This window comes from Telluria sp. ZT3P25 (assembly GCF_059685895.1).
The window spans coordinates 1,240,075-1,260,501 of record NZ_JCASIJ010000001.1 but is presented as its reverse complement, the minus strand read 5'-3'; the positions used below and the strand labels follow the sequence as shown (position 1 = coordinate 1,260,501).

The 20,427-nt window shown below is 60.9% G+C and carries 30 protein-coding genes; 12 read left to right on the top strand and 18 right to left on the bottom strand.

What is annotated here, in order from left to right; translation table 11 throughout:
* Nucleotides 1–14 precede the first annotated feature (14 nt).
* Entirely contained in the window at nt 15–296 is a 282-nt protein-coding gene (locus AC56LY_RS05735; protein WP_499577296.1) for a hypothetical protein, read from the top strand.
* A gap of 257 nt (nt 297–553) precedes the next feature.
* On the opposite strand, the gene AC56LY_RS05730 is transcribed toward AC56LY_RS05735, so the two are convergent.
* The 17 genes from AC56LY_RS05730 to AC56LY_RS05650 all read right to left on the bottom strand — a co-directional run bounded on the left by AC56LY_RS05730 (nt 554) and on the right by AC56LY_RS05650 (nt 12,035).
* Nucleotides 554–904, bottom strand: coding sequence for a PDDEXK family nuclease (locus tag AC56LY_RS05730; RefSeq protein ID WP_499577295.1), 351 nt, complete (start codon nt 902–904; stop codon nt 554–556).
* On the bottom strand, nt 901–1,146 hold the full coding sequence (locus AC56LY_RS05725) for a hypothetical protein (RefSeq protein ID WP_499577294.1): 246 nt from the start codon (nt 1,144–1,146) through the stop codon (nt 901–903). Before AC56LY_RS05725 ends, AC56LY_RS05730 begins: the two co-directional genes overlap by 4 nt.
* Nucleotides 1,127–1,381 (bottom strand): hypothetical protein, encoded by a 255-nt coding sequence (locus tag AC56LY_RS05720; RefSeq protein WP_499577292.1) that lies wholly within the window; start codon nt 1,379–1,381, stop codon nt 1,127–1,129. Before AC56LY_RS05720 ends, AC56LY_RS05725 begins: the two co-directional genes overlap by 20 nt.
* A complete protein-coding gene (locus AC56LY_RS05715) occupies nt 1,381–2,067 on the bottom strand; it encodes an LvrA C-terminal domain-related protein (protein ID WP_499577291.1) in 687 nt (228 codons plus the stop codon). The genes AC56LY_RS05720 and AC56LY_RS05715 overlap by 1 nt, the downstream gene beginning before the upstream one ends.
* Nucleotides 2,057–2,782 carry a phage antirepressor KilAC domain-containing protein gene (locus AC56LY_RS05710; protein WP_499577290.1) on the bottom strand — a complete coding sequence of 242 codons (726 nt, stop codon included), beginning with the start codon at nt 2,780–2,782 and terminating at the stop codon, nt 2,057–2,059. The genes AC56LY_RS05715 and AC56LY_RS05710 overlap by 11 nt, the downstream gene beginning before the upstream one ends.
* On the bottom strand, nt 2,767–3,297 hold the full coding sequence (locus tag AC56LY_RS05705; protein WP_499577287.1) for a hypothetical protein: 531 nt from the start codon (nt 3,295–3,297) through the stop codon (nt 2,767–2,769). The genes AC56LY_RS05710 and AC56LY_RS05705 overlap by 16 nt, the downstream gene beginning before the upstream one ends.
* The gene (locus AC56LY_RS05700) at nt 3,294–4,382 is read right to left on the bottom strand and encodes a phosphoadenosine phosphosulfate reductase domain-containing protein (RefSeq protein WP_499577285.1); all 1,089 of its coding nucleotides are present in this window, start codon (nt 4,380–4,382) and stop codon (nt 3,294–3,296) included. The genes AC56LY_RS05705 and AC56LY_RS05700 overlap by 4 nt, the downstream gene beginning before the upstream one ends.
* Complete coding sequence (locus tag AC56LY_RS05695; protein ID WP_499577283.1) at nt 4,379–6,994, bottom strand: DNA methyltransferase; 2,616 nt, start codon at nt 6,992–6,994, stop codon at nt 4,379–4,381. Before AC56LY_RS05695 ends, AC56LY_RS05700 begins: the two co-directional genes overlap by 4 nt.
* Before the next feature lie 2 nt (nt 6,995–6,996).
* Nucleotides 6,997–7,530, bottom strand: coding sequence for a Ref family recombination enhancement nuclease (locus AC56LY_RS05690; RefSeq protein WP_499577282.1), 534 nt, complete (start codon nt 7,528–7,530; stop codon nt 6,997–6,999).
* Complete coding sequence (locus AC56LY_RS05685; RefSeq protein ID WP_499577280.1) at nt 7,527–8,192, bottom strand: ASCH domain-containing protein; 666 nt, start codon at nt 8,190–8,192, stop codon at nt 7,527–7,529. Before AC56LY_RS05685 ends, AC56LY_RS05690 begins: the two co-directional genes overlap by 4 nt.
* Nucleotides 8,189–9,250: a UvrB/UvrC motif-containing protein gene (locus tag AC56LY_RS05680; protein ID WP_499577279.1), complete on the bottom strand. Its 1,062-nt coding sequence runs from the start codon at nt 9,248–9,250 to the stop codon at nt 8,189–8,191. Before AC56LY_RS05680 ends, AC56LY_RS05685 begins: the two co-directional genes overlap by 4 nt.
* Nucleotides 9,247–9,672, bottom strand: a complete 426-nt coding sequence (locus tag AC56LY_RS05675) for a hypothetical protein (protein ID WP_499577278.1) — start codon at nt 9,670–9,672, stop codon at nt 9,247–9,249. The genes AC56LY_RS05680 and AC56LY_RS05675 overlap by 4 nt, the downstream gene beginning before the upstream one ends.
* A complete protein-coding gene (locus AC56LY_RS05670) occupies nt 9,669–10,118 on the bottom strand; it encodes a hypothetical protein (RefSeq protein ID WP_499577277.1) in 450 nt (149 codons plus the stop codon). Before AC56LY_RS05670 ends, AC56LY_RS05675 begins: the two co-directional genes overlap by 4 nt.
* Nucleotides 10,115–10,834 carry a hypothetical protein gene (locus tag AC56LY_RS05665; protein ID WP_499577276.1) on the bottom strand — a complete coding sequence of 240 codons (720 nt, stop codon included), beginning with the start codon at nt 10,832–10,834 and terminating at the stop codon, nt 10,115–10,117. Before AC56LY_RS05665 ends, AC56LY_RS05670 begins: the two co-directional genes overlap by 4 nt.
* Nucleotides 10,831–11,082: a hypothetical protein gene (locus AC56LY_RS05660; protein WP_499577275.1), complete on the bottom strand. Its 252-nt coding sequence runs from the start codon at nt 11,080–11,082 to the stop codon at nt 10,831–10,833. The genes AC56LY_RS05665 and AC56LY_RS05660 overlap by 4 nt, the downstream gene beginning before the upstream one ends.
* Nucleotides 11,083–11,173: 91 nt before the next feature.
* Complete coding sequence (locus AC56LY_RS05655; RefSeq protein ID WP_499577274.1) at nt 11,174–11,377, bottom strand: helix-turn-helix domain-containing protein; 204 nt, start codon at nt 11,375–11,377, stop codon at nt 11,174–11,176.
* A 64-nt stretch (nt 11,378–11,441) separates the two neighbouring features.
* Nucleotides 11,442–12,035, bottom strand: a complete 594-nt coding sequence (locus AC56LY_RS05650) for a toxin YdaT family protein (RefSeq protein ID WP_499577273.1) — start codon at nt 12,033–12,035, stop codon at nt 11,442–11,444.
* A 465-nt stretch (nt 12,036–12,500) separates the two neighbouring features.
* On the opposite strand from AC56LY_RS05650, the gene AC56LY_RS05645 reads away from it, so the two are divergent.
* The 4 genes from AC56LY_RS05645 to AC56LY_RS05630 all read left to right on the top strand — a co-directional run bounded on the left by AC56LY_RS05645 (nt 12,501) and on the right by AC56LY_RS05630 (nt 15,847).
* On the top strand, nt 12,501–13,289 hold the full coding sequence (locus AC56LY_RS05645) for a S24 family peptidase (RefSeq protein WP_499577271.1): 789 nt from the start codon (nt 12,501–12,503) through the stop codon (nt 13,287–13,289).
* A 380-nt stretch (nt 13,290–13,669) separates the two neighbouring features.
* Nucleotides 13,670–14,011, top strand: coding sequence for a hypothetical protein (locus AC56LY_RS05640; protein ID WP_499577269.1), 342 nt, complete (start codon nt 13,670–13,672; stop codon nt 14,009–14,011).
* Nucleotides 14,012–14,687: 676 nt separating this feature from the next.
* Entirely contained in the window at nt 14,688–15,362 is a 675-nt protein-coding gene (locus tag AC56LY_RS05635) for a hypothetical protein (RefSeq protein WP_499577268.1), read from the top strand.
* Nucleotides 15,359–15,847, top strand: a complete 489-nt coding sequence (locus tag AC56LY_RS05630) for a type II toxin-antitoxin system VapC family toxin (protein WP_499577267.1) — start codon at nt 15,359–15,361, stop codon at nt 15,845–15,847. Before AC56LY_RS05635 ends, AC56LY_RS05630 begins: the two co-directional genes overlap by 4 nt.
* Nucleotides 15,848–15,895: 48 nt before the next feature.
* Here the strand turns inward: AC56LY_RS05630 and AC56LY_RS05625 are convergent, their stop codons facing one another.
* Nucleotides 15,896–16,342 (bottom strand): hypothetical protein, encoded by a 447-nt coding sequence (locus tag AC56LY_RS05625; RefSeq protein WP_499577265.1) that lies wholly within the window; start codon nt 16,340–16,342, stop codon nt 15,896–15,898.
* A 470-nt stretch (nt 16,343–16,812) separates the two neighbouring features.
* Here AC56LY_RS05625 and AC56LY_RS05620 point away from each other — a divergent pair, with 470 nt between their 5' ends.
* The 7 genes from AC56LY_RS05620 to AC56LY_RS05590 all read left to right on the top strand — a co-directional run bounded on the left by AC56LY_RS05620 (nt 16,813) and on the right by AC56LY_RS05590 (nt 20,366).
* Nucleotides 16,813–17,004, top strand: a complete 192-nt coding sequence (locus AC56LY_RS05620; RefSeq protein ID WP_499577263.1) for a hypothetical protein — start codon at nt 16,813–16,815, stop codon at nt 17,002–17,004.
* Nucleotides 16,995–17,477: a hypothetical protein gene (locus AC56LY_RS05615; protein ID WP_499577261.1), complete on the top strand. Its 483-nt coding sequence runs from the start codon at nt 16,995–16,997 to the stop codon at nt 17,475–17,477. Before AC56LY_RS05620 ends, AC56LY_RS05615 begins: the two co-directional genes overlap by 10 nt.
* Nucleotides 17,478–17,484: 7 nt before the next feature.
* On the top strand, nt 17,485–17,610 hold the full coding sequence (locus AC56LY_RS05610; protein WP_499577260.1) for a hypothetical protein: 126 nt from the start codon (nt 17,485–17,487) through the stop codon (nt 17,608–17,610).
* A 28-nt stretch (nt 17,611–17,638) separates the two neighbouring features.
* Nucleotides 17,639–18,538 carry a recombination-associated protein RdgC gene (locus AC56LY_RS05605; RefSeq protein ID WP_499577259.1) on the top strand — a complete coding sequence of 300 codons (900 nt, stop codon included), beginning with the start codon at nt 17,639–17,641 and terminating at the stop codon, nt 18,536–18,538.
* A 169-nt stretch (nt 18,539–18,707) separates the two neighbouring features.
* A complete protein-coding gene (locus AC56LY_RS05600; RefSeq protein WP_499577257.1) occupies nt 18,708–19,406 on the top strand; it encodes a 3'-5' exonuclease in 699 nt (232 codons plus the stop codon).
* Nucleotides 19,407–19,512: 106 nt separating this feature from the next.
* Nucleotides 19,513–19,698, top strand: coding sequence for a hypothetical protein (locus AC56LY_RS05595; protein WP_499577255.1), 186 nt, complete (start codon nt 19,513–19,515; stop codon nt 19,696–19,698).
* Nucleotides 19,695–20,366 carry a hypothetical protein gene (locus AC56LY_RS05590; protein WP_499577254.1) on the top strand — a complete coding sequence of 224 codons (672 nt, stop codon included), beginning with the start codon at nt 19,695–19,697 and terminating at the stop codon, nt 20,364–20,366. Before AC56LY_RS05595 ends, AC56LY_RS05590 begins: the two co-directional genes overlap by 4 nt.
* Nucleotides 20,367–20,427 lie beyond the last annotated feature (61 nt).

Genomic DNA, 20,427 nt, shown 5'->3' with positions numbered 1-20,427 from the left:
TTTAAACGACCAATATGCTGATTCGCGAAAAAACTGACATCGACGGCTGGATAGTCACAGTGAACCTCAACGAGGTAAAACCTGACGGGTGGTTCCCAATCGTTCAGGAAAGATGCGCGGTTTGGGCGACTGCTGAGTTACGTGGCCCAGCTCAACACCCATCAGTATGGAAACAGACCGCACTGCTTCGATACCCTCAAAAAACGATCGCTGCCTTGTTCGACAGCGCCTCTGAAGGACGTGACGCTGCTGTCTCTGAGCTGACCGCGCGGATAAAAACGTTCACGAAAAAATAGGCCCGGCCAGGTGGCAAGTCCAGCTCCCTTCTACCTACTGGAGGCCTAGCTGCCAGCATCTTCTCCAATTAGCCCATAGTGGTGGTGAAGCTGTTGTGCCGCATCACCCGCTGCAGCGTCTGAACTGGCGCGCCAGCTTTGGACATAGGTGTCGGCGCGCTCGCTGGTCAGGCCTGTTGCTCTTTCCGGCCACCTGAAATCGGCAGTTTAGTACGCGCCCCGCTTGAAGACATTCGTACTCATATCGATCCCTTTTTCTAAAACTCTTCCACCGACCAGCCGCCGCCATCCTTCTTCGGGCGAGCCTGGATGGCAACGAATCGCATTGGGTAAAGGTCGGCCGCTATTTTGATCTTCGCTCGAGCATCATCTTGCCAGAAGCCTTTCACCTCGTGCATCTCCAGCGCACCGTCGGCCAGCATGACGGCGAAGTCCGGGGTGTAGAACGTGTTATCGGCCAGCCGCAGTTTCACCCCCTCGAACTTGAACCACGCAACATCACCGGCAAAGCGACGGGCGTCGAGCGTAGCGGCGTAAGCGGCCTCGGTCTTGTTCATAGTGCCGACCTTGAGCCGGCCCAGCGCCTGGAGCGCGCGCTGAGCGGTCATTGGCCCATTTCCCGTCTCGCGATCTCGTTGGCGACAATCGTGTCTCGAGTAATGCCGTCACACTCCAGCAGTGGGCCACAGTCGCGCCAGTCGCCATTCCAATCCGGCACCCTGGCCTGACCGCGAGATTGCGCCGCGCCGTCGGGCGGCGTGCCCAGCAGCGCGCCGCTCACCTGAAAAATGTTTGTCCACCCCATCAATTCCGCCAGGCGGCGGTTTGCATCAAGTTGCTGTTGTTGCATCTGACTCCTTTTTGGTTTTCATTTCCCACTTCTCGATCCAGCGCTCGCGCAGCGCCATTTCCTTCGCTCGAATGAACAGCACGCAAGCACGGTCATTCCAAGTAGCGAACGGCCCGCGCGACGGGCTATCATCCTCGTGGCCCCGGCAATACCCCTGCCCTTGCTTGAGCTTGTCCGGATAACCCTCCGTCTTGAGCCGCTCGCAGCGCGCGCATATCTCGACGTCGCCACCCATCACGCTGCTCTAGCCGGCGGCAGGTCGCGGCGCACAAGATCCTTGAGCGAGCCAATGCCCTCCGGCTTGGGCGCGCGCCGCTCCGGCTGGGGTGGCGCGGCCAAGGTCGGCATGATCGTGGTGAACGTGGGCGACGCCGTTGCCTGCTTGAGCGCGGGGTCCAGCGCCAGCTCGATGCGAGCCTTGAACTGACCCATGTACTCACCGGACCGCGGCGAAAGCCCCAGCTCAGCTCCCTTGGCCAGAATCGTTGCATCGGTCGCCCACCAGTTCCCGCCGGCTGGCTTCGGCTGGTTGACGGGAGGCGTCCAGTCGGCGGCGTAGTGCTCCCCGGGCCCGAAGAACGTGGCCGCCTGCTTGATGAACTGCGGCTCGATCTTCATCGCCTTGACGTAATGGGCGTACGCCTGCGCACCAGCCAGCATCTCTGCCGGCGTGGCGCCGATCGTGATCCGAGCAGCCCATGCCTTGTGCGCCGCCTTCTTACTAGCGCCTGGGCGCGCCGGGTAGACCTCCCACACGACTTCAAAGTCAGCGGGATAGTCGTTGCGAGCCACTTTCGCCGGCCGGCCACCTGCGCGAAGCAGATCAAGCTCGTCCAGCAGCTCTGTGACCGTGGTCGACTTGAGATGCACTGTCAGGGCACTGGCGGCAAGCGCGCGCAGTGGTGAGTAATCACGCGGCATGGGCCACCTCCTTTTGCCGCTGCACGACCTGGTGCTTCGCCCACTCGCCAGCGACCCATGTCACGCCTTTCGATGTGAAGCGAGCCGAGTTAAACGCGTGTCCGCTTCCTGCTGTACCGGCCTTCACGCAGAAGCGGCCGGCGTCAATGTGCTGGGCGTGGGGTGTCAGCTCCGATCCGAGCCGGTACAGAATCTTCTGTTCGATCAGGAACTCACGGAACAGGTTCTCTTTCGCGCCCAGCAGCTTAGCCACCTGACGGAAGCCCTTCGTGCCGGTCGAGTCGGCGTAGCGCTCGACGAACTCGACGGCCGGCGCTGCAGCGGCGAGCTGGGCGGCCTGTGCATCGATGACATCCTGCTGCTCGGCAGCCAGGCGCAGCGCCGCGGCGAACGATTGCGGAACGGCCGGAGCTGGAGCCGACGGTACAGCTTCCAGCGCCTGCCAGCGGTCGATGATTCGCGCGCGCAGCTCGGCGCTGTAGCCGGACGCTACTACCATCGTGTCACGAAACGACAGCCAGAACTCCGTATAGCATTGGCCGTTCTGCGGGTGTTGGTAGGGGGTCTCGTTCCCAGAAACGATACCCTCGGCAATCAATCGTCGTACCGTTTTCAGAACGCTTTCGTGCGGGGCGCCCGTCACATTGGATATCTCGCGGCTCGACATCGTCAAGTCGTTGCCGCCGGTATTTTGCAAATTCAGCATGCTTCCCATGATGTTTCCTTTCTATCCGTTGGCGCCGCGTCAGGCGCTTCTCTGTACACGTGGCCCTCGTCGACGCGCTGGAACACCAGCTGCAGCGCAGCGATGGTTTCGGCGCGCGTAGCGACTTCCAGCTGGGCATCGTGGACCGTGAGTACCGTTTCGATATCTCGCATGGCATCGCCGTCGAGCCGGAAGTTACCGCTCTTGGCGCTGCGCACTTTGGCGCGGAAAGCGCCGTCGAGCGCGCGGATGATCGACGCCTCGTGCTCCGCGCCGATATCAGCCTCGGCCATAGCCATGGCGATGTTCAGCGCGGTGACCACGCACGACCAGGCTTCTTCGGTCGCGGCACCGGTGCGCAGCTGCTCGAGACTGAGCCAGTACGCAAGGCCCAGGTCGGCCAGCTGATCCTCGGCGAGCGGCGCAGCGTCCTGCCCGCGCGCGATACACCGTGCAATTGCGGTCAGGCCGCCGGCCAGCGCCACCGGGCGCGGGCGATACTTCTTAGTGCGTACCTTTTTCATGCCGCCGCCTGATCACAAAGTCCATAGGAAGACGAGCAACCATCCGGCTCGTCGAGGTCGTTCAGCAGTGAGAACTGCTTTCCTCCGCGCGTGGTTTGAGCCCACCGGACGACCTGCCAGACCTCGTTGCGCGTGAAAATGCGCGCGGCGCGTTCGTTGGCCTGGTTGTCGACCTTGTGGAAGAACGTGCTGTAGCCCCGCTTGCTGGCCATCGAAACGATGCGCTCCCAATCGCTGATGCGCACCAAATGGCCACGACGGCGCACGCTCGTCTGGCGGATCTCTTCCTTCTTCGAATTGATGCAAGGCATGCAGCCGACCCGGTCGCAACCTTCCAGATACAGCGGGTTCGGCGTCCGGCCCCGTGCCGCGCAGTAGGCGAAGGCTTCAGGTTTCGTCCAGTCGACGATCGGGCGGTAAATGAACATTCCGCCGCCGAGCGATTCGAACTTGGGCGCGTTCTTGCGCGCTTCGGATTCATCCCGGCGCACACCCTGCCAGCTCACGACGGTATGCCCCTTCTCGATCAAACCGAGTTGGAAATCGACGGCCATGTTGCGCTTGAGCTCTTCAGTGCAGAACTGGGCTTTGCGCGATGGGAAGCGTCCCTTCCAAATGCACAGGTCGAGGAACGCGTTGCCGGTCGGGTACAGCACGCTCAGCGCGCGGCGCTTGGCCTTGTTCGACCAGCGCTTGCGCCGGCCGCCGCCTACCTTGACGGTCTTCTGCACAGGCTTGCCCTTCTTCATGACGACGTTGCCGAAACGGTCGCGCTTCCAGATAGGCGTCTTGCCGTCGGCTTCGAACACCGGCTTCGTGTCGTACTCGCGGCCGGTGCGCACGTCGCGCGCCACGAACCAGCGCTTGTCAGCGATCTGCTGGGTGAAGTCGGCCTTCAGCCGGTGAATGCGCACGCCGATCTCGCGTTCCAGGTAGTCGAGGTGGTCGTAGACGGCTTGATCCTCGTTGTCCGTGTCGCAGAAGATGCCAATGACCCGGTGGGCGCCGAAGCGCTCGACCGCTTGTTCGAGGGTTGCCTGGCTGTCGATGCCGCTGGAGACCGACGCTACATGAATGATGCTCATGCTGCCTCCCGCGCCGGCTGTTCGGCGTCGACCGCCTCGAGGTCGAACAGTGTCGGCATGCTGACCTCGCGCTCCATCGCGCGGCAGTAGTGCACCTGGTCATTGAAATACGCTGGATTCAGTTCCGACCCGGCGCCGCGGCGACCCAGCTTCATGGCGCGCACCGGGACCGTGCCCAGGCCACAGAACGGGTCGTACACGACGTCGCCCGGGTTGCTGTAGCGGTTGATCAGGCGGTCAACGATATCGATCTGGAACGGGCAGACATGCTTCTCGACGGCGCGCGCCGACTGGTCGCCGTTCAGGGTGCGCATGCGCACGATGTCGTGCCACACCATCGGATCGCCGCTGCCCGGCGCCAGGCTGAGGTAGTCGGCCGGCAGCGAACGGTTCGCCAGCATCGCCTCGCCCACCTTCACGTGGTATTCGTAATCGTAGACATTGGTAATCGACAGCTGGGTGAACATCTTGGCCAGCTTTGCCGGACCGTAGCTGGCCAGCTCCTCGGCCGCGAGCAGGCGATCGCCGCTCGAGCGCCAGAATGCGTGGGCGTCGACCTGCCAGCGCGCGACGCTGTAGCCGGTACCTGGGATCGGCGGCAGCTTACGGTCGAAGGCAACCTGCTCACCGTCATCGGTCTGGCACAGCGGCTTGAACTTGGTCACCGGGATATCGGCATAGCCACGGCTGCGGTCGCTCTGCGGTTTGTGGAACAGCAGGATGTACTCCGGCGAGCCGACGCCCATCTTCGTGCCGTCCTTGCACACCTCGGAATAGCCCAGCCGGTAGGTCTGATTGTTCTCGCGCACGACGTCCGTAACCACGGTGATCATGCCCAGGTAGTCGAAGCCGTGCTTCATGCCGTGAAACAGCGCCTCCGCATGGAACGGGCTGACCGTCGGGATGCCAGCGCCGGTCACGTTGCCGAAGTTGATCCGGTCCTTCACGTGGCAGGCGTAGATGCGGCCCGGCTGCAGGATGCGGAGCAGCTGCGGCGTCAGGAAGTCCATCTGCTCCCAGAAGTGGTTGTTGTCCTGGGTGTGGCCGAAGTCGTTGTAGCTCGGCGTGTACTCGTAGTGATTCGCGAACGGGACGCTGGTGACGATCAGTCCGACCGAGTTCTCCGGCTGCTCGAGCGCTTCCAGCACGCAATCGTTGTTGGCCACGCTGAACCGCTCACCCGCGACCACGTGCCGCTCGACGCCGATCGTGCGCGCCAGGCTGTCCTGCATCGACAGCTGATCCAGCCCGTAGGTGCGAATGATCTCGCCCATCGTGTCCTGCATCTCGTCGTGCCGGCGCCACTTCTCTTGCAACTCGGCCAGAACAGCGCGCTCCACCTCAGTGTGGATGATGTCGATCCGGACCGGATGCGTCTGCTGGAAGCGCTGGATGCGGTGAATCGCCTGGATGAAGTCGTTGAACTTGAAGCCGATGCCGGCGAAGATCGCCCGGTGGCAGTGCACCTGGAAATTGCAACCTGAGCCTGCGATGATCGGCTTGGTCGACAGGATCGGGAACTTGCCGTCGCTGAAGTCCGCAATGCGCTGCTCGCGCTCGTCCAGATCCTGCGTACCCCACACGCTCACGGCGCCGGGCAGCGCAGCCTGGATTGAGTGACGCTCATCCTCGAGGTCGTGCCAGATGACGAAATGGTCGTCCGGATCCGCCTCGACGATCTCGGCGACCTTGGCGACGCGCGCGGCCATGCTCTGCCGCTTCTCGCCGGCTGCCGCCGACAGGCCCATCGCGACGTTCGGGATCAGCAGACCCTGGCCATTCCGCTCAGCGCCGGCGGCGTCATAGTCGCTCGGCACCTCGTGATAGTGCACCTCGAGCGGCGGCAGGTCGTAGCCTTCATCCGAGTGACCCAGATCGCTCGGGCGACGGATGAAGCATGCCCAGCTCGCCACCCACAGCCAGAACTCGGTTTCCTTGTGCGGGTACAGGGTCAGGTTGCCGGCCTTCTCGCTGTCACGCTGGAAGAAGCGGGTCAGTGCCTGGCCGGTGTCCATCACGCCCAGGAAACCCGCATAGTGGATCAGTTCCTTGAAACGGTTCGGGCTAGGCGTGGCGGTGTAGACAAACTTGAACTCGACCTGGTCGAACAGCGGCAGGAACTCCTGATAGGTCTTGCTGCCATAGCTGCGCAGGATACTGGCTTCATCGAGCGACGCGGCGCCGAAGCGGGTGACATCGATCTTCCCGTCGCGCACGCTCTCATAATTCGTCATGTAGACCGTGTCGATACCGTCGATCTCTGCATCAGTGCGGATGAAGCGCAGGTCGACCGCGCAGTCGCCGGTGAAGCGCTTCGCCACCTCACGGGTGAACTCCTGACGCACGCCCAGTGGCAGAACGATCAGGCGCAGGCACGGCCGGTGGATGCCGATCTGGCGCATCACCTCAAGGTTCGTACTGGTCTTGTGCAGGCCGAACGAGGCGAAGACCGCGCGCTGGCCGCCCTGCAGCGCCCAGCGCACGATGTCGCGGGTGTGCGGCTTGAGGCCTGGATTGATCTGATCGAAAGGGACGGCGAAGCCTTTACGCTGTGCCAGCTTGATCTTGGCGCGAAGGAAGTCGTTGTAATCGCTTAAAATATTGGCAGACATAATTACTCCACTGTGATTTGTTCAGAGGCCGCGTCGGGTGCAACCGCCGCGGCTTCGTTATTTGTGAGCATGGCCACGCATTCGGCCAGCAGCGCCAGTTGGGCGCCGTAGCGAGCCTCGAAGCGCGCCTTGTATGGATGAACGGCGATCAGCGTCGGGTTCGTGCCAGTGCCGTCCTGGTGGTGGCCAGCGCACAGAGGCAGGACCAGTAGGTGCGCACCAGGCTTCGTGCGGCCGTCGATGTGGTGCACACTGACGTCAGGGTTGCTCCAGCCGTCATGACGGCATGCCACGCAGCCCAAGTCGGCGATCGCGCTCATGAACCGCGCTTCGTCGGCGGTCGGCGGACGTCCCTTCATCCCACGCGAGGCCATAGGCTTCTGCAGCTTCGGCTCACGGGCTCGGGCCTTCGTCTGCACTGCGGCAACACGCAGCAGTCCAGCGCCAGCTGCGGGTGTCTTGAAGCCGGTACCGCGCGCCATCGGCGTCTTGCGCTGCAGCGGCTTGCCCTGCTTGAGGGCGCCAGAGCGGATCACGGCATCACCCGTTTGAACTCGACCACCCACACCCATGGGTTGGCATCCCAGCTGCCGACACCATTGATCGATTCCCAGAGCGCGGCATACGTTGGCGCCACATCCTCAAAGCTGCGCCCCATTCGCTTCGCCAGATGGATGATGGCCAGGTCGTCCAACGCTCCGTCCACCGCTTCGATGCCCTCAGCCCAGCAGTCGGCCTCGCTGATGTCCTGCAGTCGCTCGACGCGCACCGACACAATCTCGAGCAGGATGCGACTGGCCCAGCGCGGCATGTGGATGCTTGGGCGCCAACGCAGACTGCTGCCGTCCCACCCCTCTCGGAAGATGCAGTGTTCTGGCTTCTGGAATTTGCGCGGGATGTCCGACAGTGGCGAACCCTTACAACCCGTGTATTGCGTATAGGCCCAGGTGCCGTCGTCGTCAGGGTCTTCCAGCCAGGTCTCGCGCACCCACAGGCGGTCGCCGGGCTGGCCGTATGGGCATGCGTGCCAATGGTCGGCGGCGGTGTCGGGGTTTTCCGACCAAGGCCAAAGGCTGCCGCCGTCACGTTCGCCGATCTCTTGGCAGCGAACCTTCAACGCTCGGCGCGTCTGTGTCTTGCTGCCGTTGAGCAGCGCGCGCACCATGGCACCGCTGAATAGGATCGGACGCTCTTTCATGCGGCCTCCAGCATGGCAATCGACATGACCCTATTCGGAGCGCAGTCCCACCCGCGTACCTCGTCGGCCGTGAACTTGCCGGCTTGAGACTGGTCAGCCGTGTAACCGCAGAAGCCCGCGCGGTGATAGAGCTGATGCTCGTCATGCCAGACGTTGAACAACTGCTGGTCGCCCGGGAACAGGATGTCGCGCAGTTGGGCGGCGCGCTCGAACTTCATCCCTTTGACTGCGCTGGCCATCTCCGCCTCGAGACGCTTGCGGCGGCGGTCGGCGTTGCGCTTGACGCGAACATTGCCCGGGCTCTTCACGTAGACCTGGTTGTGCCACACATAGTCCAGATCGTAGCGACCGGTCACGATCTGCCAGTTGCCGTTCAGGCTGTAGAAAGCGACGCCACTGATCACACGGCCGTCGCGGTTGATCGCATAGACCGGCGTACCGTTCTCCAGCTGGTAGCCGTCAGCTGACTTGTCATTGCCGCTGTTGCCGAAGCGGGCGCGGTCGAGCTCGGGCACGTAGTGGCCGGACGTGCGGCGAGCGTGCGCCGCGTATTCGAGGGCGGTGACGCCATTGAACCCCAGTTCTGGCCGCGGTTCGCCGCAGGCGTAACCGGTGAACACGTTGCACAGGTAGTCGCGAATCCGCCGGCGCGTCCGCTCCATCTCTAGGCGCAGCACGTGTGGCATCCGATCTTCTTTGTCAAAATCGTAGCGGCCGCCGTTGCGGTTTTCTGACTGCGTGACGTCCTGCCACATCTCAAACTTAATGCAACGCCCGCTCAAGCTGAGCTCGCCCTTCAAGTCACCCTTGCTGCAGGTGCGATGGTTGAGCGCGATCACCTTGTAATGCTCTGTTTTATCCCACGGGCCAACGGTCCATCCGATACGGTTCAGGGTCTGAACAATGCGCGCGAACACTTGGCGCTTGAACAAGCGTTCCCAGGCCTTTTCTGCTGGGTAGCCACCCGCTGCACGCGCGGCGCTGATGCCGTCTTCCCAGATCGAGATGCTAGCGTCGCCGAAGTTGACCGTACCGGTCCGGTCGATACGAGTGCTCATGCGCCACCTCCACCAACGGTCTTGAATGAAGTCTCGCTGCGCACCGACCAGGCCGGTATGTCCTGGCGCAGGCCACGACGGTTAGGGATGTATTTCTTGCTCAACGTCGGGCGCGCAAACACGTCCGAATGGCGCGGCGCCGCGACCTGGCCAACGTGCTTGACATGCACGATGCCGGCCAGACGGTCGTAGGAGATGCGGGCGTACAGGCTGACGGCGATGCGGCCATCCTGTTGCACCGTCAGCCAGCCGGTGCGCAGCGCGCGCTGCAGTGCGTCGCCCTTGAGCTTCGCCTCACCGATGGCATCCAGTGCAGCCTCGAGGTCTTGCTCCTTCATGGGGCCATGTTTGTACAGGTGCTCGCCTGCGGCAAAGGCTGCAGTGCCGCGCGTAGGCTGACGGTAGTTACTATGCTCAGTCATGCCCGCACCTCCGGATTACGCGCGCCGAACAGCGCAGCAACCAGCGGGTCGCGCGCGGGCGCCGCTGAGTGCAAGCGCACCGAGTAGTGCACGTCGTCTTCCATGATATGTACGAGACGGCCGGCGCCGATTTTGGCCGTCTCGCTCGAGCGCTTCGGGACGCCTGTGGGGCGCGCCACTGGTGCCGTAGCGAGTTGAGCAAGATAAGCCTGAGCCTGGTCGATGGTGATGGCGAGGAAGCACATCGATTCACTGTCGATGCGCGCAGTCGTAATGCGGCTCCCGAGATCGACCAAGTACTTGCGCACGCCGGATGGACCCATTTGCAGCAGGTTCCCGATCTCGTCGCGGCGCAGTGGGCGAATCATGAGTTCAGCCACCAGACGGCGCAGGTTGTCGATACGCGCGGCAGTCTGGCCAGGGGTAACGTAACTGGCGCGTGTCATGCCGGCACCTCTTCAGTTTTCGCTGGAGCTGCGGCTTTCGTCATCGACGCGAGGTCGTCCACAACCGGAAGCGCCGCAACCCATGCAGGTGCAGCAGGCAGGTTATCTTCGCCGCGCATCGACATCATCACGCCGATGAAGTTTGGAGCGCAGCCCAGCCGGAAAACCGCTGAACCTGGATCGTCTTTTTTCGAGAAGAAACTCATCGCCACCGCATCGCGGGACCGACGCAGCAGCGCCTTGCCAGCCGCGATAGCCGCCTTTTGGGCCAGCGCAATGACCGGGGAGCCGAACGTGCCTGGAAGTCCTGGTAGCAGGTCTTCCAACTTCGGGATCACGCGCTCATACCGCGGGTACTGCGCCTCGATTTCAGGACGGCCGGCCTGGATGTACACATCCGCGTCACCGTTCTCGACCACAGCCAACCGGTCGCCGATCATCACGACATGGCGATCATTCGTCAGGCCAGTTGCGCACGCTTGCTGCATGCGATTGTCAAACCGCAGGATGACTTCATGCTCGCAGATCGCTTCTGGGTCGTAGATCGCACCAAGCACATGTCCGTTGGTCGCGCAGATGACCGCGCCGCCGTCCTTATGCGGGCGGACGTTTATTGCGTTGAGGTAGTAGCGGATATCAGCCTTCGCGATGAATGGCGCGATGATCGGCAGCAGTTTGGCCGTCAGTCGTAGCTTGGCGTGTTTGTTTTCGATCATTGCTCACCACCGATCACGGCGCGAGCGGCCGCATTCAGGTCGGAATCAGTGAGGACAATGCGGTTGGTGGTGGTGAGGTACACGACATCGCCAGCGCGCAGCCAGCTGTTGTCGATCACGAGCTCAACCAACGACTGGGCGTCGGTTTCGACCTGGTTGACTGAGTACCCTTGCACAGGTGCGAAGCGCGCAGTCGAAGACTGGTCTTCACCGGCGTGCACCGGCGTGATATTTGATTGTGCTAACATGCGTTCTCCAAGTAGTTGCTTCATCAAAGCCCGGTTGCAGCCGGGCTTTTTCGTTTCGTGCCTCTCAGCAAACATCCGCTGGGGGCCCTCTTTACTGCGCCAACTCGCGAATCTCTTTCACCGGTACGCCCAGGTGCTCGTGGATGCTCAAGATCGTCGACGGGCCCAAGGCCGATCCGGCGCGCATCTTGCTGATTTGCGCTGGCGAGACTTCCAACTCACGCGCCAACGCCGCGTCGCTCTTGATCTGGAAGCGCTCGCGCAGCGCGTCCAGCAGCTTTGGTACGTTCGTCAATTCCGCTCCCTGATGTGATATTGGTGACGGCGCCATCCCGCCGTCTGGGTACTGCCTACGTCGACTAGGCGCTCGCCCGGGCCAGCGCCTGGCGAGCAGTGATCTTCGCTTTCAGGTCAGCGGCAGCGGCTTCGTACGCCTGGGCCGCCTCGACGAGCTCCGTATGGGCAGCGAGCAGCTCGGCATCGCTGGCGTCCGGCGCCACGGTGAGCAGCGCCATCTTTGCTTCGGCGCCCTCTTTCGTAATGCTGAGCAGGTGTTTGATCGCGTCGAAGCCGACATCAGCGGTCTGGCCAGCCTGGCGAACCTCGACGCCGAGCGTGCAGAGAATCTGGTTGAGCACGTGCACGCGGCAATCCATCGGCAGCGCGGCGAGAATCGACGGAACCATGTTGGCCGGCAGCTTCGCGTCCTGCTCGTCGTCGCCACCGAGCCAGCGGTATAGCTTCTGTGCGGCGCTCTTGGCGCGGGTGTAAGCGTCCTTGCTGGTCGAGTCGAACGTAAGGCCCGTGGCACGGTCAGCTCCGATCCGCTCGTGCGCTTCCATCACATGGATGGCGGCGGTCTCGCGACTCATTTGACCGCTGTCCCAGCGCCATGCCTCGACGGCCGTGCGAAGAAGATCAACGAGCGAGTTTTTCTGAGGACACATCTTCATGACTTTTTCCATTTAGAAAGCTAATCTGAAAACACTTAATAGGAGATCGACTTCATGACCGCTTTACCCGCCCAGATGTCATACCGCCGGCTGCACGCAGTCGATCAGGCTAAGTCTGGCGCGGCGTCAGTGGATCTAAGCGACCCACTCGAAGTTCCCGACGACTGCGAGCGGATATACGCCCAGTCCGCATCAGGCAACAGATCCTCGCAACGAACTGCTCCGCTAGATTCGCGCTCGAGCAAAATGCATAGCTCGGCACGAAACGATTGGTGGCGGCTAGCAGCCTTCCGGAGGTATCCCTCACTCGTCCCGCAGGCCGAGACGAATGCTGCGCGCTCGTCCTTTGCCAAGGAGTTGAGGTACTTAAGCAATTTGTCCATGCGCATAATTTACCCGCAGGTAAAGTTGAAGTCAATACCCATAGGTCATTTACCTGCAAGTAAATTGCTGATTGAATGCCGCATGGACAAATTTGAAATACGCAGGCTCAACTTGTTAGCTCTTCTACGCACCCATTGCGGTGGGAAGGCAGCGACGCTGGCGGACAAGATTGGTCGATCGGCGTCCTATGTGTCGCGGATGTTGTACGCCGACGGCAAAGTTGGGAAGAAGCGCATCGGCGAGGACATGCGCGATGTAATTGAGGACGCGCTGGCACTACCAAGAGGACAGCTAGACAACGAACTCCTCGCGGTTAGTGAGCGAGACGGCTTAGCCGCGCCTGAAGTCGAAGCGCCGGCAGAGGCAACCACAACCCCACTTTCGAAAGAAGAAGCTCTCAGGCTGCTGCCTGGCGCTAGGCCAGTTCGCGTAGTAGACAGCGACGATCCCGCTTTGACCCATATACCCAAAGTGAGGCTGCGCCTTTCCGCAGGGATCAGTGGCTTCCAAGTAGAACCGGAACGATTCGACGGATCGACCACGACGGTCCCGACCGACTGGATCGAGCGAAACGGCTATAACCGTGAGCAGCTGATCGCTATCCGTGTGAAGGGCGAGAGTATGGAGCCAACGCTTTACGAGGATGACCTGGTCGTTGTCAATCTGGCTGACACGCGGCCATCAGACGGCAACGTCTACGCCATCAACTATGAAGGCGAGCCATTGGTGAAGCGTCTGACGCGAGATGCAGGGCAATGGTGGCTCACCTCAGACCACACGGACCAGCGCAAGTTTTACCGCAGGGTATGCCAGGGAGGCGACTGCATCATTGTCGGTCGCGTGGTGCGTAAGGAAAGCGAAAGGCTGTAATGCACTACGCAGTTTTGCGAGTGCGCGGAGTGCGCACGGTTGTCGGGCTCGTGGAGCGGTGGCAGTTAGGCGACCGGCATGCGCCAGATCTAGTCGATAAACTGCAGCGGCAATTTGCGCTTCCAGCAGTGCTAGTGGCTTGCGACGACTCGACCTGGCGCACTGCCCGCGCTTACGCGGCGAATGACTCAGAACGGCCGCTGTTCGAACTACTCGCGGAGGCGGCTGACATCGAGTGGCAAGAGCTCACCGCAACTGACTGCCGACGACCGGCCCAGTGAGTATTGGCGAGATTCCGGCACTGATCGCTCAGCTATACTCCCGCGAGCGAAACGGCACGCTCAGATGTCGGGAATTCGAACCCTGCACAGGTCTATAAAATGAAATTCTTCGGCATCTTAATTTTGGTGGTCGGCTTGGCGCTCAGCGTTTTCGCGCTCAATATGAAGGTCAATGTCGAAGTGGAGTCCAGAGACCTCGGCTACGGGGTCCGTATCCCCGCAATGAGCGTCGCGAACGTTAATCTTATGGACCAGCGCCAGAACTTGCTAATCTTCTCCGGCGTGCTCGCAGTTGTCGGCGCGATCTTGACCGGGTTTGCCTCAATGCGTCCAGCGGCGCCTGCACCTGTGCCTGTCATCCTGAAGGAGGGCGAAGGGCTACTCGACTTCTTGAACGAAAAGCCCGCCATGAAAACAGCGCAGAAAACCGAAGATTTATGACAGTGACAAGGGCGCGAACTTGCTCCCTATCTCCGGTGACTTTTGGCTAGATTTCGCTGCCTTCGACCAAGCTATACTCGCTAGCTAAACGGTACGCTTAGATGCCAAACTCAAAGTCCAAAATGCAGAAAACCTTTGTCGCCCTCGCAATGCTTGTGAGCCTCGTATTGGCTCCGGCCGCCGTAAATGCTGCTGGGATCAGCATTGGAGCAGCGCCCGAAGGTGACGCCCGAGCCGTAGCTACCAGAATCATCAAAGAGAACCATCCAGCATGCAAGAAGGTATCTGGGGCAACACGCCACGCCGATGGATCGATCAGAGCGCAGTGCAATGGCACAAGCTTCTTGATTTTTACGATCTTCAACCCGAAGGTGGGACGCACTATCGAGCTTGCGATGAATTGCAGCGCAGCTAAAAGACACCTGAATATCGCTTGTTGAGCCCGTCGGATGACTTAACGCACGGAGTTACAGTGGCCTTCGAAGCGCGACGGTTCGAGACAGTAATTGACGATCTCCTGCAAGTCGTGTCGTAAGCGCGCCTGCGCGAACATACACATTTGTAACAGGCAGGGACGCCTCATGTCCATCCTGCGATAATGTGGCCGAGGTGCGAAATGGACAATATAGAGTTACTAACATTCCGAATTGATAGCTTGTCACCGGACACTATACCGATGGCACGTCTTGCTGAATACCTGAAGGAGCTATCAGCTCTGTACGGCAGCGAGGAGCACGTCCATTTCGCCGGCCTAAGCCGAGGCAGCGTTAAATTAGCAGCGCAGCTTGATGAACCGGTGGTCCAGCAAGTGCGTGCCCGCCTGACGTTGGTTAAACGTGGCGCCCCACCACCTGATGCTCTCCGGGCATATACAGCTCTGGGCAAACTATTGAAGCGCGACAACGCGGCAGCAACCATCTACGCTCAACAGGGTGAAAACATTCTTGTTTTCCCTGGCAGAGATGCGGTCGCGGAAGAAACCATAACAATAACGCAGCCTACGACAGTTGATGGAGTCGTAATAAAAATTGGTGGCCGTGACGACACAATTCCGGTTCATATCCAAGATCATGACGGGACGGTCATACGGTGCGTTGTAAAAGGCTATGCTCAGGCGAAGCGTCTCGCGACGCACTATTTAGACAAGCCGATCCGGATTCACGGGATTGGGAAATGGATCCGCGGCCCGGTTGGTTGGAGGATCGAGAGCCTAGCAATTCAAACATGGGAACCTGTCGATGATTCCTTTGCCGAGGATGTATTAGTCCGATTCCATAAAATATCCGACAATGCATGGCTGGACCACAGTGATCCAGCTGAAGAATGGCGTAAAGTGCGGGGACTAGATTGATACTACTTGACGCGAATTTCATTATTACCCTCGCTCAAAGCTCCCTGGACGACGCGTGGTTGCAGTCTTTCCTAGCTTCTCTTGGGCGCAGGCGAACGATTGGAATTCCAGCGCCCTCTTGGGCTGAATTTTTGAGCGGCGCGGGCAACGCGGCCTCCGCTTTTTCTAAAGCTGTTCGCAGTAAGGGTGGCGTGCAGATAATTCCTTTTGATGAAATGGCAGCCATCGAGTGTGGCTTCATCGACCGACAAATACGTGCTAAGACTGGAAATAAAAAGGGTGTATCGACTGCCGCGTGGCAGAAAATAAAGATAGACCGTCAGATTCTTGCCATCGCATCAGCCCGACGAGTAACTGCCGTTTACACTGATGACGAAGGATTAATAGCCGACGCGGAATTACTAGGGATTCCTACGATCAAAATGGGTGACGTCCCGCGAATTCCTCAACAGCTTCCGCTTCTTAAGTCCGGCAACGACGAGTAGCCCACTTCAGGTCACCCCTATTTGAACTCCCATCTTCGCCATCACCAATCAGCTAGTGCAAAGCATACGAGTGCGAAGCATACGTTTGCGAATACGTTTTGACGGACGAATCACAAATACTCGCGCAATAGACATCGAGACTGGACTCACCGAAGGCGCAGCTTGATCCAACCCGTCGTCGAAAATATGCTGGAGCTCTTGATAACTCCCTTCGGATGCTGCACTAGCAAGGCCTCGACGCGCCTTCTTCGCAGTTGACCGGCATGCAGATGTGATGCGCTGCGCCAGATCCTCAAGCATGGCCGAAGTTATCTCGATGTTTTCATAACGTGCCGGCCAGCCTGATACCAGGGGGTATGGCACGCCAAACGCCTCCGCTTCGATGCGGGTCAGCGACTTTACCGCCCCCCTGCCATCCAGATAGAGCGCCAGCGTCAGTTTTCGCGACATTTTTGAGCCTTTTTTTGCTAAGCACCCTTTATAGGTACTGTTCAAGCTTTGTTCTTGGCTGATCAGGCAGATGTTTCTAAGTTATTGGCTTCGCTTTATCCCAGCAGAGCCTCGGTTCCAGAGCGTAACCCTCCCTAAAGCGGTCGACGTTGATCGACCTCCGTGGTGGGCTACTGCATCCCATGCTTTCGCCTTCGGACACTTTCGCTTGTTCGCAGACTTCCCAGGCATCTCTACCTGTCCCCCGGCGCGCTCTACGATCCACCCACGCGTTGCCCTCCCGGTCGTCCTTGGCACTTGAGCCTGAGCGTCGGCGGTTTCCCCTCCCTGCCCCAGGCTTGCGATCTATCGAATTCGACGGATTGAAGAATTTTACCTAATTTTTTACCTTTGGGTATATTTTTTTGTTGCGTTTGTTTTTACCTGAGGGTAAAGTATTCATTAACGACTCGAGCTGAGCACCACCAGCTGCGACGCCGACAACGAGCCGCAGCGCGGCGCTATGGAGAAAGATCATGAAACGCAAAACCACGGAACTGCAGTGCGCTGGCCTGGTGGCCTCCATCGGCTGCCCGCGCCGCCTGGAAATGTGCAACGAACTCGGTCGTCGCACCCTGCCGCCTGGGCAGTTGCGCTATCGGACGGAGCAGCAGCGCGCTTCCCAGAACAGCGCTGCGGCCTTGACGTCGGGATGGGCATGCGCATGACCCAGCAGTACGACCAGGACTACCTGAAAAAGGCGATTGCCGACGAGCGCGAGATTGCGCGGCTCGACCTACGCGTGCGCACTTCGATGCCCGGTGGCCTGGGTCTGTCGATCGACTCAAACGTCTACCTGATGACGGGCCGTGTCGGCAGCGGCAGCGGCATTCGCACAAGCGAGATCATGTCGAAGTGGCGGCGCGACCCTCGGGCCGCTGGCGCGCTCGCCATCAAGCACGCGCTGAACATCAAACACGACCCCGACGAGTACTCGGTGACCGTGGGATACGGCCCCGGCCGGCGCGGCGTCACTGAGCACTACGGCTCCCACCCCAACCGGGACGCCGCGACGATGGCCGCAATCACCCGCGCCACCCTGCAGAAGCTCACCGAAGAACGCGACGAAGCTGTCGCGCTCAACCCTACCCGCTCAAAGCCGAGCCGTCAGCCCGTCGCGCGGGCCAAATCAAAAACTTGAGGTCACGATGATTCGCTTCTTACTTTTCTTTGGCATGGACTGGGCCGAGCGCCACCCGGGCGTGATGCTCACTTTGTTGGCCCTGCTGATCTGCCTGGCCGGCGCAATCGGTCCGATCGCGCCACACCTGTAACTGACTTCCCGATAACGAAGGAACCACGATGTTTTTCCGAAACCTCCAGATCTACCGCCTGCCGGCGCCGTACGCAATGACCGCCGACGCGCTGGCGACCGCTCTCGCGCATCAGGCGTTCACGCCAGCGTCGAGCAGCGAGCTGCTGCGCCAAGGGTGGCAGTCGCCACGCGGCGCGCACGCGCCACTCGTGCATGTAGCGAACAGCCAATTCTTGCTGCAGCTCGTTACCGAGAAGAAGGTACTGCCAGCAAAGGTAATCAACCAGATCGCCGCAGCGCGCGCCGATGAGCTGGAAGAGCAGCAAGGGTTCCGCCCAGGGAAGAAGGCGATGCGTGAATTGAAAGAGCGCGTCGCCGACGAGCTGCTGCCGCGCGCGTTTCCGATCCGTTCGGCGGTGCTCGTATGGATCGATCCGGTCAATGGCTGGCTCGTGGTCGATGCGTCGGGCCCGGCCAAGGCTGACGACGTCGTGAAGCTGCTGCTCAAGGCAGTCGACAAGATGCCGCTGGAATCGCTACGCGTGCAGCGTTCGCCGGTGGCCGTGATGACTGGCTGGCTCGAAGCCGATGAAGCGCCGTACGGCTTTACGATCGACCAGGATGCGACGCTGCGCGCTACCGGCGAGAGCCGTGCCCAGGTCGGATACAAGCGCCACACTCTGGACCCACAGGACACCCGGCGCCACATCGCCGCTGGCAAACAGTGCACGCGTCTCGCGCTGACGTGGAACGACCGCATCAGCTTCGTACTGGACGAATCTCTGGCTATCAAGAGCATCAAACCGCTGGACGTGCTCAAGGAAGGCGCCTTCGGCGTGCATGACGCCGACGAGCGCTTCGACAGCGACTTCGCTCTCATGTCTGGCGAACTGGCCAAGCTGCTGGCGGACCTGGTCGAAGCGATGGGCGGTGAGGCGCGGGCATGAAGTACCGCGTACGCCGCGCGCCCAGCGCCGACTCGCAATCGCTGACGCCTGCCGACCGCCAAGCCATTCAGCAGTCGCGCATTAACGTCCAGTCCAGCCGCTATCAACGAGCAGCCGCGATTGAAAAAGCTTTCGCAGCCGCACGCCCACCGGAGTCAAGGAAATGACAATGACCAACACCACGGATGCAGCGCCAACCATCCAAGAACATGAGCGGATTATTCCCTCGGCCGTCAATGGCGAGCTGTTACGGCGCCTGGACGACAAAGTGCAGCCCGTCAAGCAGCTGGACTGGCGCGATGCTGCCCCCGGCCTGGCCAAGATGAGCGACGTCATGATTGACACCGAGACGCTCGGTACCACGCCCGGCTCGGCGATCCTGAGCATCGGCGCAGTCATGTTCGGAATGGATGGCCTTGGCGCACAGTTCTACTCCGCGATTCAGCTCTCCTCGTGCACCGACGTCGGCCTAACCATCGATCCGGCTACGGTGGAGTGGTGGATGCGCCAGAGCGAGGAGGCGCGCGCCGCTGCGTTCCCAGCCGACGCCCTGCCGCTCGGCGCCGTGCTGGCTTGCTTCCGCGAGTGGATGCTCGAGCAGAGCGCGAAGTACCCGTGGTGCCATGGCGCGACGTTCGACGTTCCGCTGCTTGATGCCGCCTACCGTGCGTGCGGCATTCCGGCGCCATGGGAGTTCTGGAGCGTTCGCGACACCCGCACCCTTTACGACTTGGCAGGGGTGAAGGTCGACCGCCGCGGCGGCACGCACCACCACGCCCTGGACGACGCGATCAACCAGGCGGAAGCAGCTGCGCTCGCGCTGCGCATCCTGCACGTCAATAAGGCCATAGCGGAGGTGCTGCAGTGAAATCTACGTTCAACGAGCACCGCCTGCGCGCCATCAAGTGGAAGTGCGCCGCTGTGCTGCTGTATTGCGCCCTGTGCGCCTCGGCCATCGCCCACGGGTGGCCACTATGACCTTCGAAGAATTGCGCCCCAACTACGAGAGCGACGAAGAGATGGCCCGCGACCTGCTCCGCAAGCTGGTGGTCGCAGAAGCAGCAGCCACGATCGCGCAAGCGCATCGTGTGCGTGCCGAAAACAAGCTGGCGATGGCAATGCCGCGCCGCATTAACCGAGACCGAGAGGGAAACCGATGACCATCACCCAAGCCATCCAGCTCACCAAAGAGCGAATTGCCCGTGCATTTGGCGTACCCGTCCAAATGTTGATGGACGCTGATCGCCCAGCGATGCCGCGCATCTGGTCGCTGTGCATGACCGGCGAAAACTATGGCGAAGTCGGTCCGGCCGGCAGCGCCTTCCAGCATCGTGGCAAAAAGCACGAGCGCGTGCTGGTGGTCGAGGTGTCCACGGCCGCCGGTGCACTCGTCGACCAGATCAACCTCCGCCTCATCGATGCCGTCGCCGCACGATCTGCCCAGCCAGCGATACTGAGCCAGTCCTGGAAAGCGATCGGGCCCGTGCCAGTTGATCGAGACGAGAACGGCTGGTGGTCGCATCCCGCAATCCCGAACTTCGACGAAGACGTCGACTCGTATTTGGCATGGGTGAAGGCCATCAGCCTTGAAATGAAATACAACGCGCTGGAGAGTGATCCTGATCACCCTCTCTACGACGCATGGTTCGAGAACGGCGAGTGCAACGCTTCGAGCTGGGCGCCGGAAGAACCCGCCGGCGATGGCTGGTTCACGTTCTCGATCCACGACAGCGAAGACGGGCCGATTTGGGCATGGGCGCGCCGGATCAACCGCACGGCGGTGCCGGCGTCTGCATCAGGCGAGCGCCAGGAAGGCGGGCTATCGTGAGCCGCGAGGTGCTAGTCAAGGCCGGCGCGTTGGTGCTTGCCGAGATCGAACGCATAGACCG

What these genes read in the sequence shown, in the direction of transcription:
- AC56LY_RS05610 (WP_499577260.1), top strand. Translation starts at nt 17,485, where the DNA reads ATGATTCGCTTCTTACTTTTCTTTGGCATGGACTGGGCCGAGCGCCAC.
- AC56LY_RS05700 (WP_499577285.1), bottom strand. Translation starts at nt 4,382, where the DNA reads ATGAGCATCATTCATGTAGCGTCGGTCTCCAGCGGCATCGACAGCCAG.
- AC56LY_RS05725 (WP_499577294.1), bottom strand. Translation starts at nt 1,146, where the DNA reads ATGCAACAACAGCAACTTGATGCAAACCGCCGCCTGGCGGAATTGATG.
- AC56LY_RS05650 (WP_499577273.1), bottom strand. Translation starts at nt 12,035, where the DNA reads ATGAAGATGTGTCCTCAGAAAAACTCGCTCGTTGATCTTCTTCGCACG.
- AC56LY_RS05735 (WP_499577296.1), top strand. Translation starts at nt 15, where the DNA reads ATGCTGATTCGCGAAAAAACTGACATCGACGGCTGGATAGTCACAGTG.
- AC56LY_RS05720 (WP_499577292.1), bottom strand. Translation starts at nt 1,381, where the DNA reads ATGGGTGGCGACGTCGAGATATGCGCGCGCTGCGAGCGGCTCAAGACG.
- AC56LY_RS05675 (WP_499577278.1), bottom strand. Translation starts at nt 9,672, where the DNA reads ATGACTGAGCATAGTAACTACCGTCAGCCTACGCGCGGCACTGCAGCC.
- AC56LY_RS05595 (WP_499577255.1), top strand. Translation starts at nt 19,513, where the DNA reads ATGACCTTCGAAGAATTGCGCCCCAACTACGAGAGCGACGAAGAGATG.
- AC56LY_RS05600 (WP_499577257.1), top strand. Translation starts at nt 18,708, where the DNA reads ATGACCAACACCACGGATGCAGCGCCAACCATCCAAGAACATGAGCGG.
- AC56LY_RS05705 (WP_499577287.1), bottom strand. Translation starts at nt 3,297, where the DNA reads ATGAAAAAGGTACGCACTAAGAAGTATCGCCCGCGCCCGGTGGCGCTG.
- AC56LY_RS05730 (WP_499577295.1), bottom strand. Translation starts at nt 904, where the DNA reads ATGACCGCTCAGCGCGCGCTCCAGGCGCTGGGCCGGCTCAAGGTCGGC.
- AC56LY_RS05660 (WP_499577275.1), bottom strand. Translation starts at nt 11,082, where the DNA reads ATGTTAGCACAATCAAATATCACGCCGGTGCACGCCGGTGAAGACCAG.
- AC56LY_RS05620 (WP_499577263.1), top strand. Translation starts at nt 16,813, where the DNA reads ATGAAACGCAAAACCACGGAACTGCAGTGCGCTGGCCTGGTGGCCTCC.
- AC56LY_RS05710 (WP_499577290.1), bottom strand. Translation starts at nt 2,782, where the DNA reads ATGGGAAGCATGCTGAATTTGCAAAATACCGGCGGCAACGACTTGACG.
- AC56LY_RS05645 (WP_499577271.1), top strand. Translation starts at nt 12,501, where the DNA reads ATGGACAAATTTGAAATACGCAGGCTCAACTTGTTAGCTCTTCTACGC.
- AC56LY_RS05615 (WP_499577261.1), top strand. Translation starts at nt 16,995, where the DNA reads ATGCGCATGACCCAGCAGTACGACCAGGACTACCTGAAAAAGGCGATT.
- AC56LY_RS05640 (WP_499577269.1), top strand. Translation starts at nt 13,670, where the DNA reads ATGAAATTCTTCGGCATCTTAATTTTGGTGGTCGGCTTGGCGCTCAGC.
- AC56LY_RS05665 (WP_499577276.1), bottom strand. Translation starts at nt 10,834, where the DNA reads ATGATCGAAAACAAACACGCCAAGCTACGACTGACGGCCAAACTGCTG.
- AC56LY_RS05605 (WP_499577259.1), top strand. Translation starts at nt 17,639, where the DNA reads ATGTTTTTCCGAAACCTCCAGATCTACCGCCTGCCGGCGCCGTACGCA.
- AC56LY_RS05590 (WP_499577254.1), top strand. Translation starts at nt 19,695, where the DNA reads ATGACCATCACCCAAGCCATCCAGCTCACCAAAGAGCGAATTGCCCGT.
- AC56LY_RS05685 (WP_499577280.1), bottom strand. Translation starts at nt 8,192, where the DNA reads ATGAAAGAGCGTCCGATCCTATTCAGCGGTGCCATGGTGCGCGCGCTG.
- AC56LY_RS05635 (WP_499577268.1), top strand. Translation starts at nt 14,688, where the DNA reads ATGGCACGTCTTGCTGAATACCTGAAGGAGCTATCAGCTCTGTACGGC.
- AC56LY_RS05715 (WP_499577291.1), bottom strand. Translation starts at nt 2,067, where the DNA reads ATGCCGCGTGATTACTCACCACTGCGCGCGCTTGCCGCCAGTGCCCTG.
- AC56LY_RS05695 (WP_499577283.1), bottom strand. Translation starts at nt 6,994, where the DNA reads ATGTCTGCCAATATTTTAAGCGATTACAACGACTTCCTTCGCGCCAAG.
- AC56LY_RS05680 (WP_499577279.1), bottom strand. Translation starts at nt 9,250, where the DNA reads ATGAGCACTCGTATCGACCGGACCGGTACGGTCAACTTCGGCGACGCT.
- AC56LY_RS05670 (WP_499577277.1), bottom strand. Translation starts at nt 10,118, where the DNA reads ATGACACGCGCCAGTTACGTTACCCCTGGCCAGACTGCCGCGCGTATC.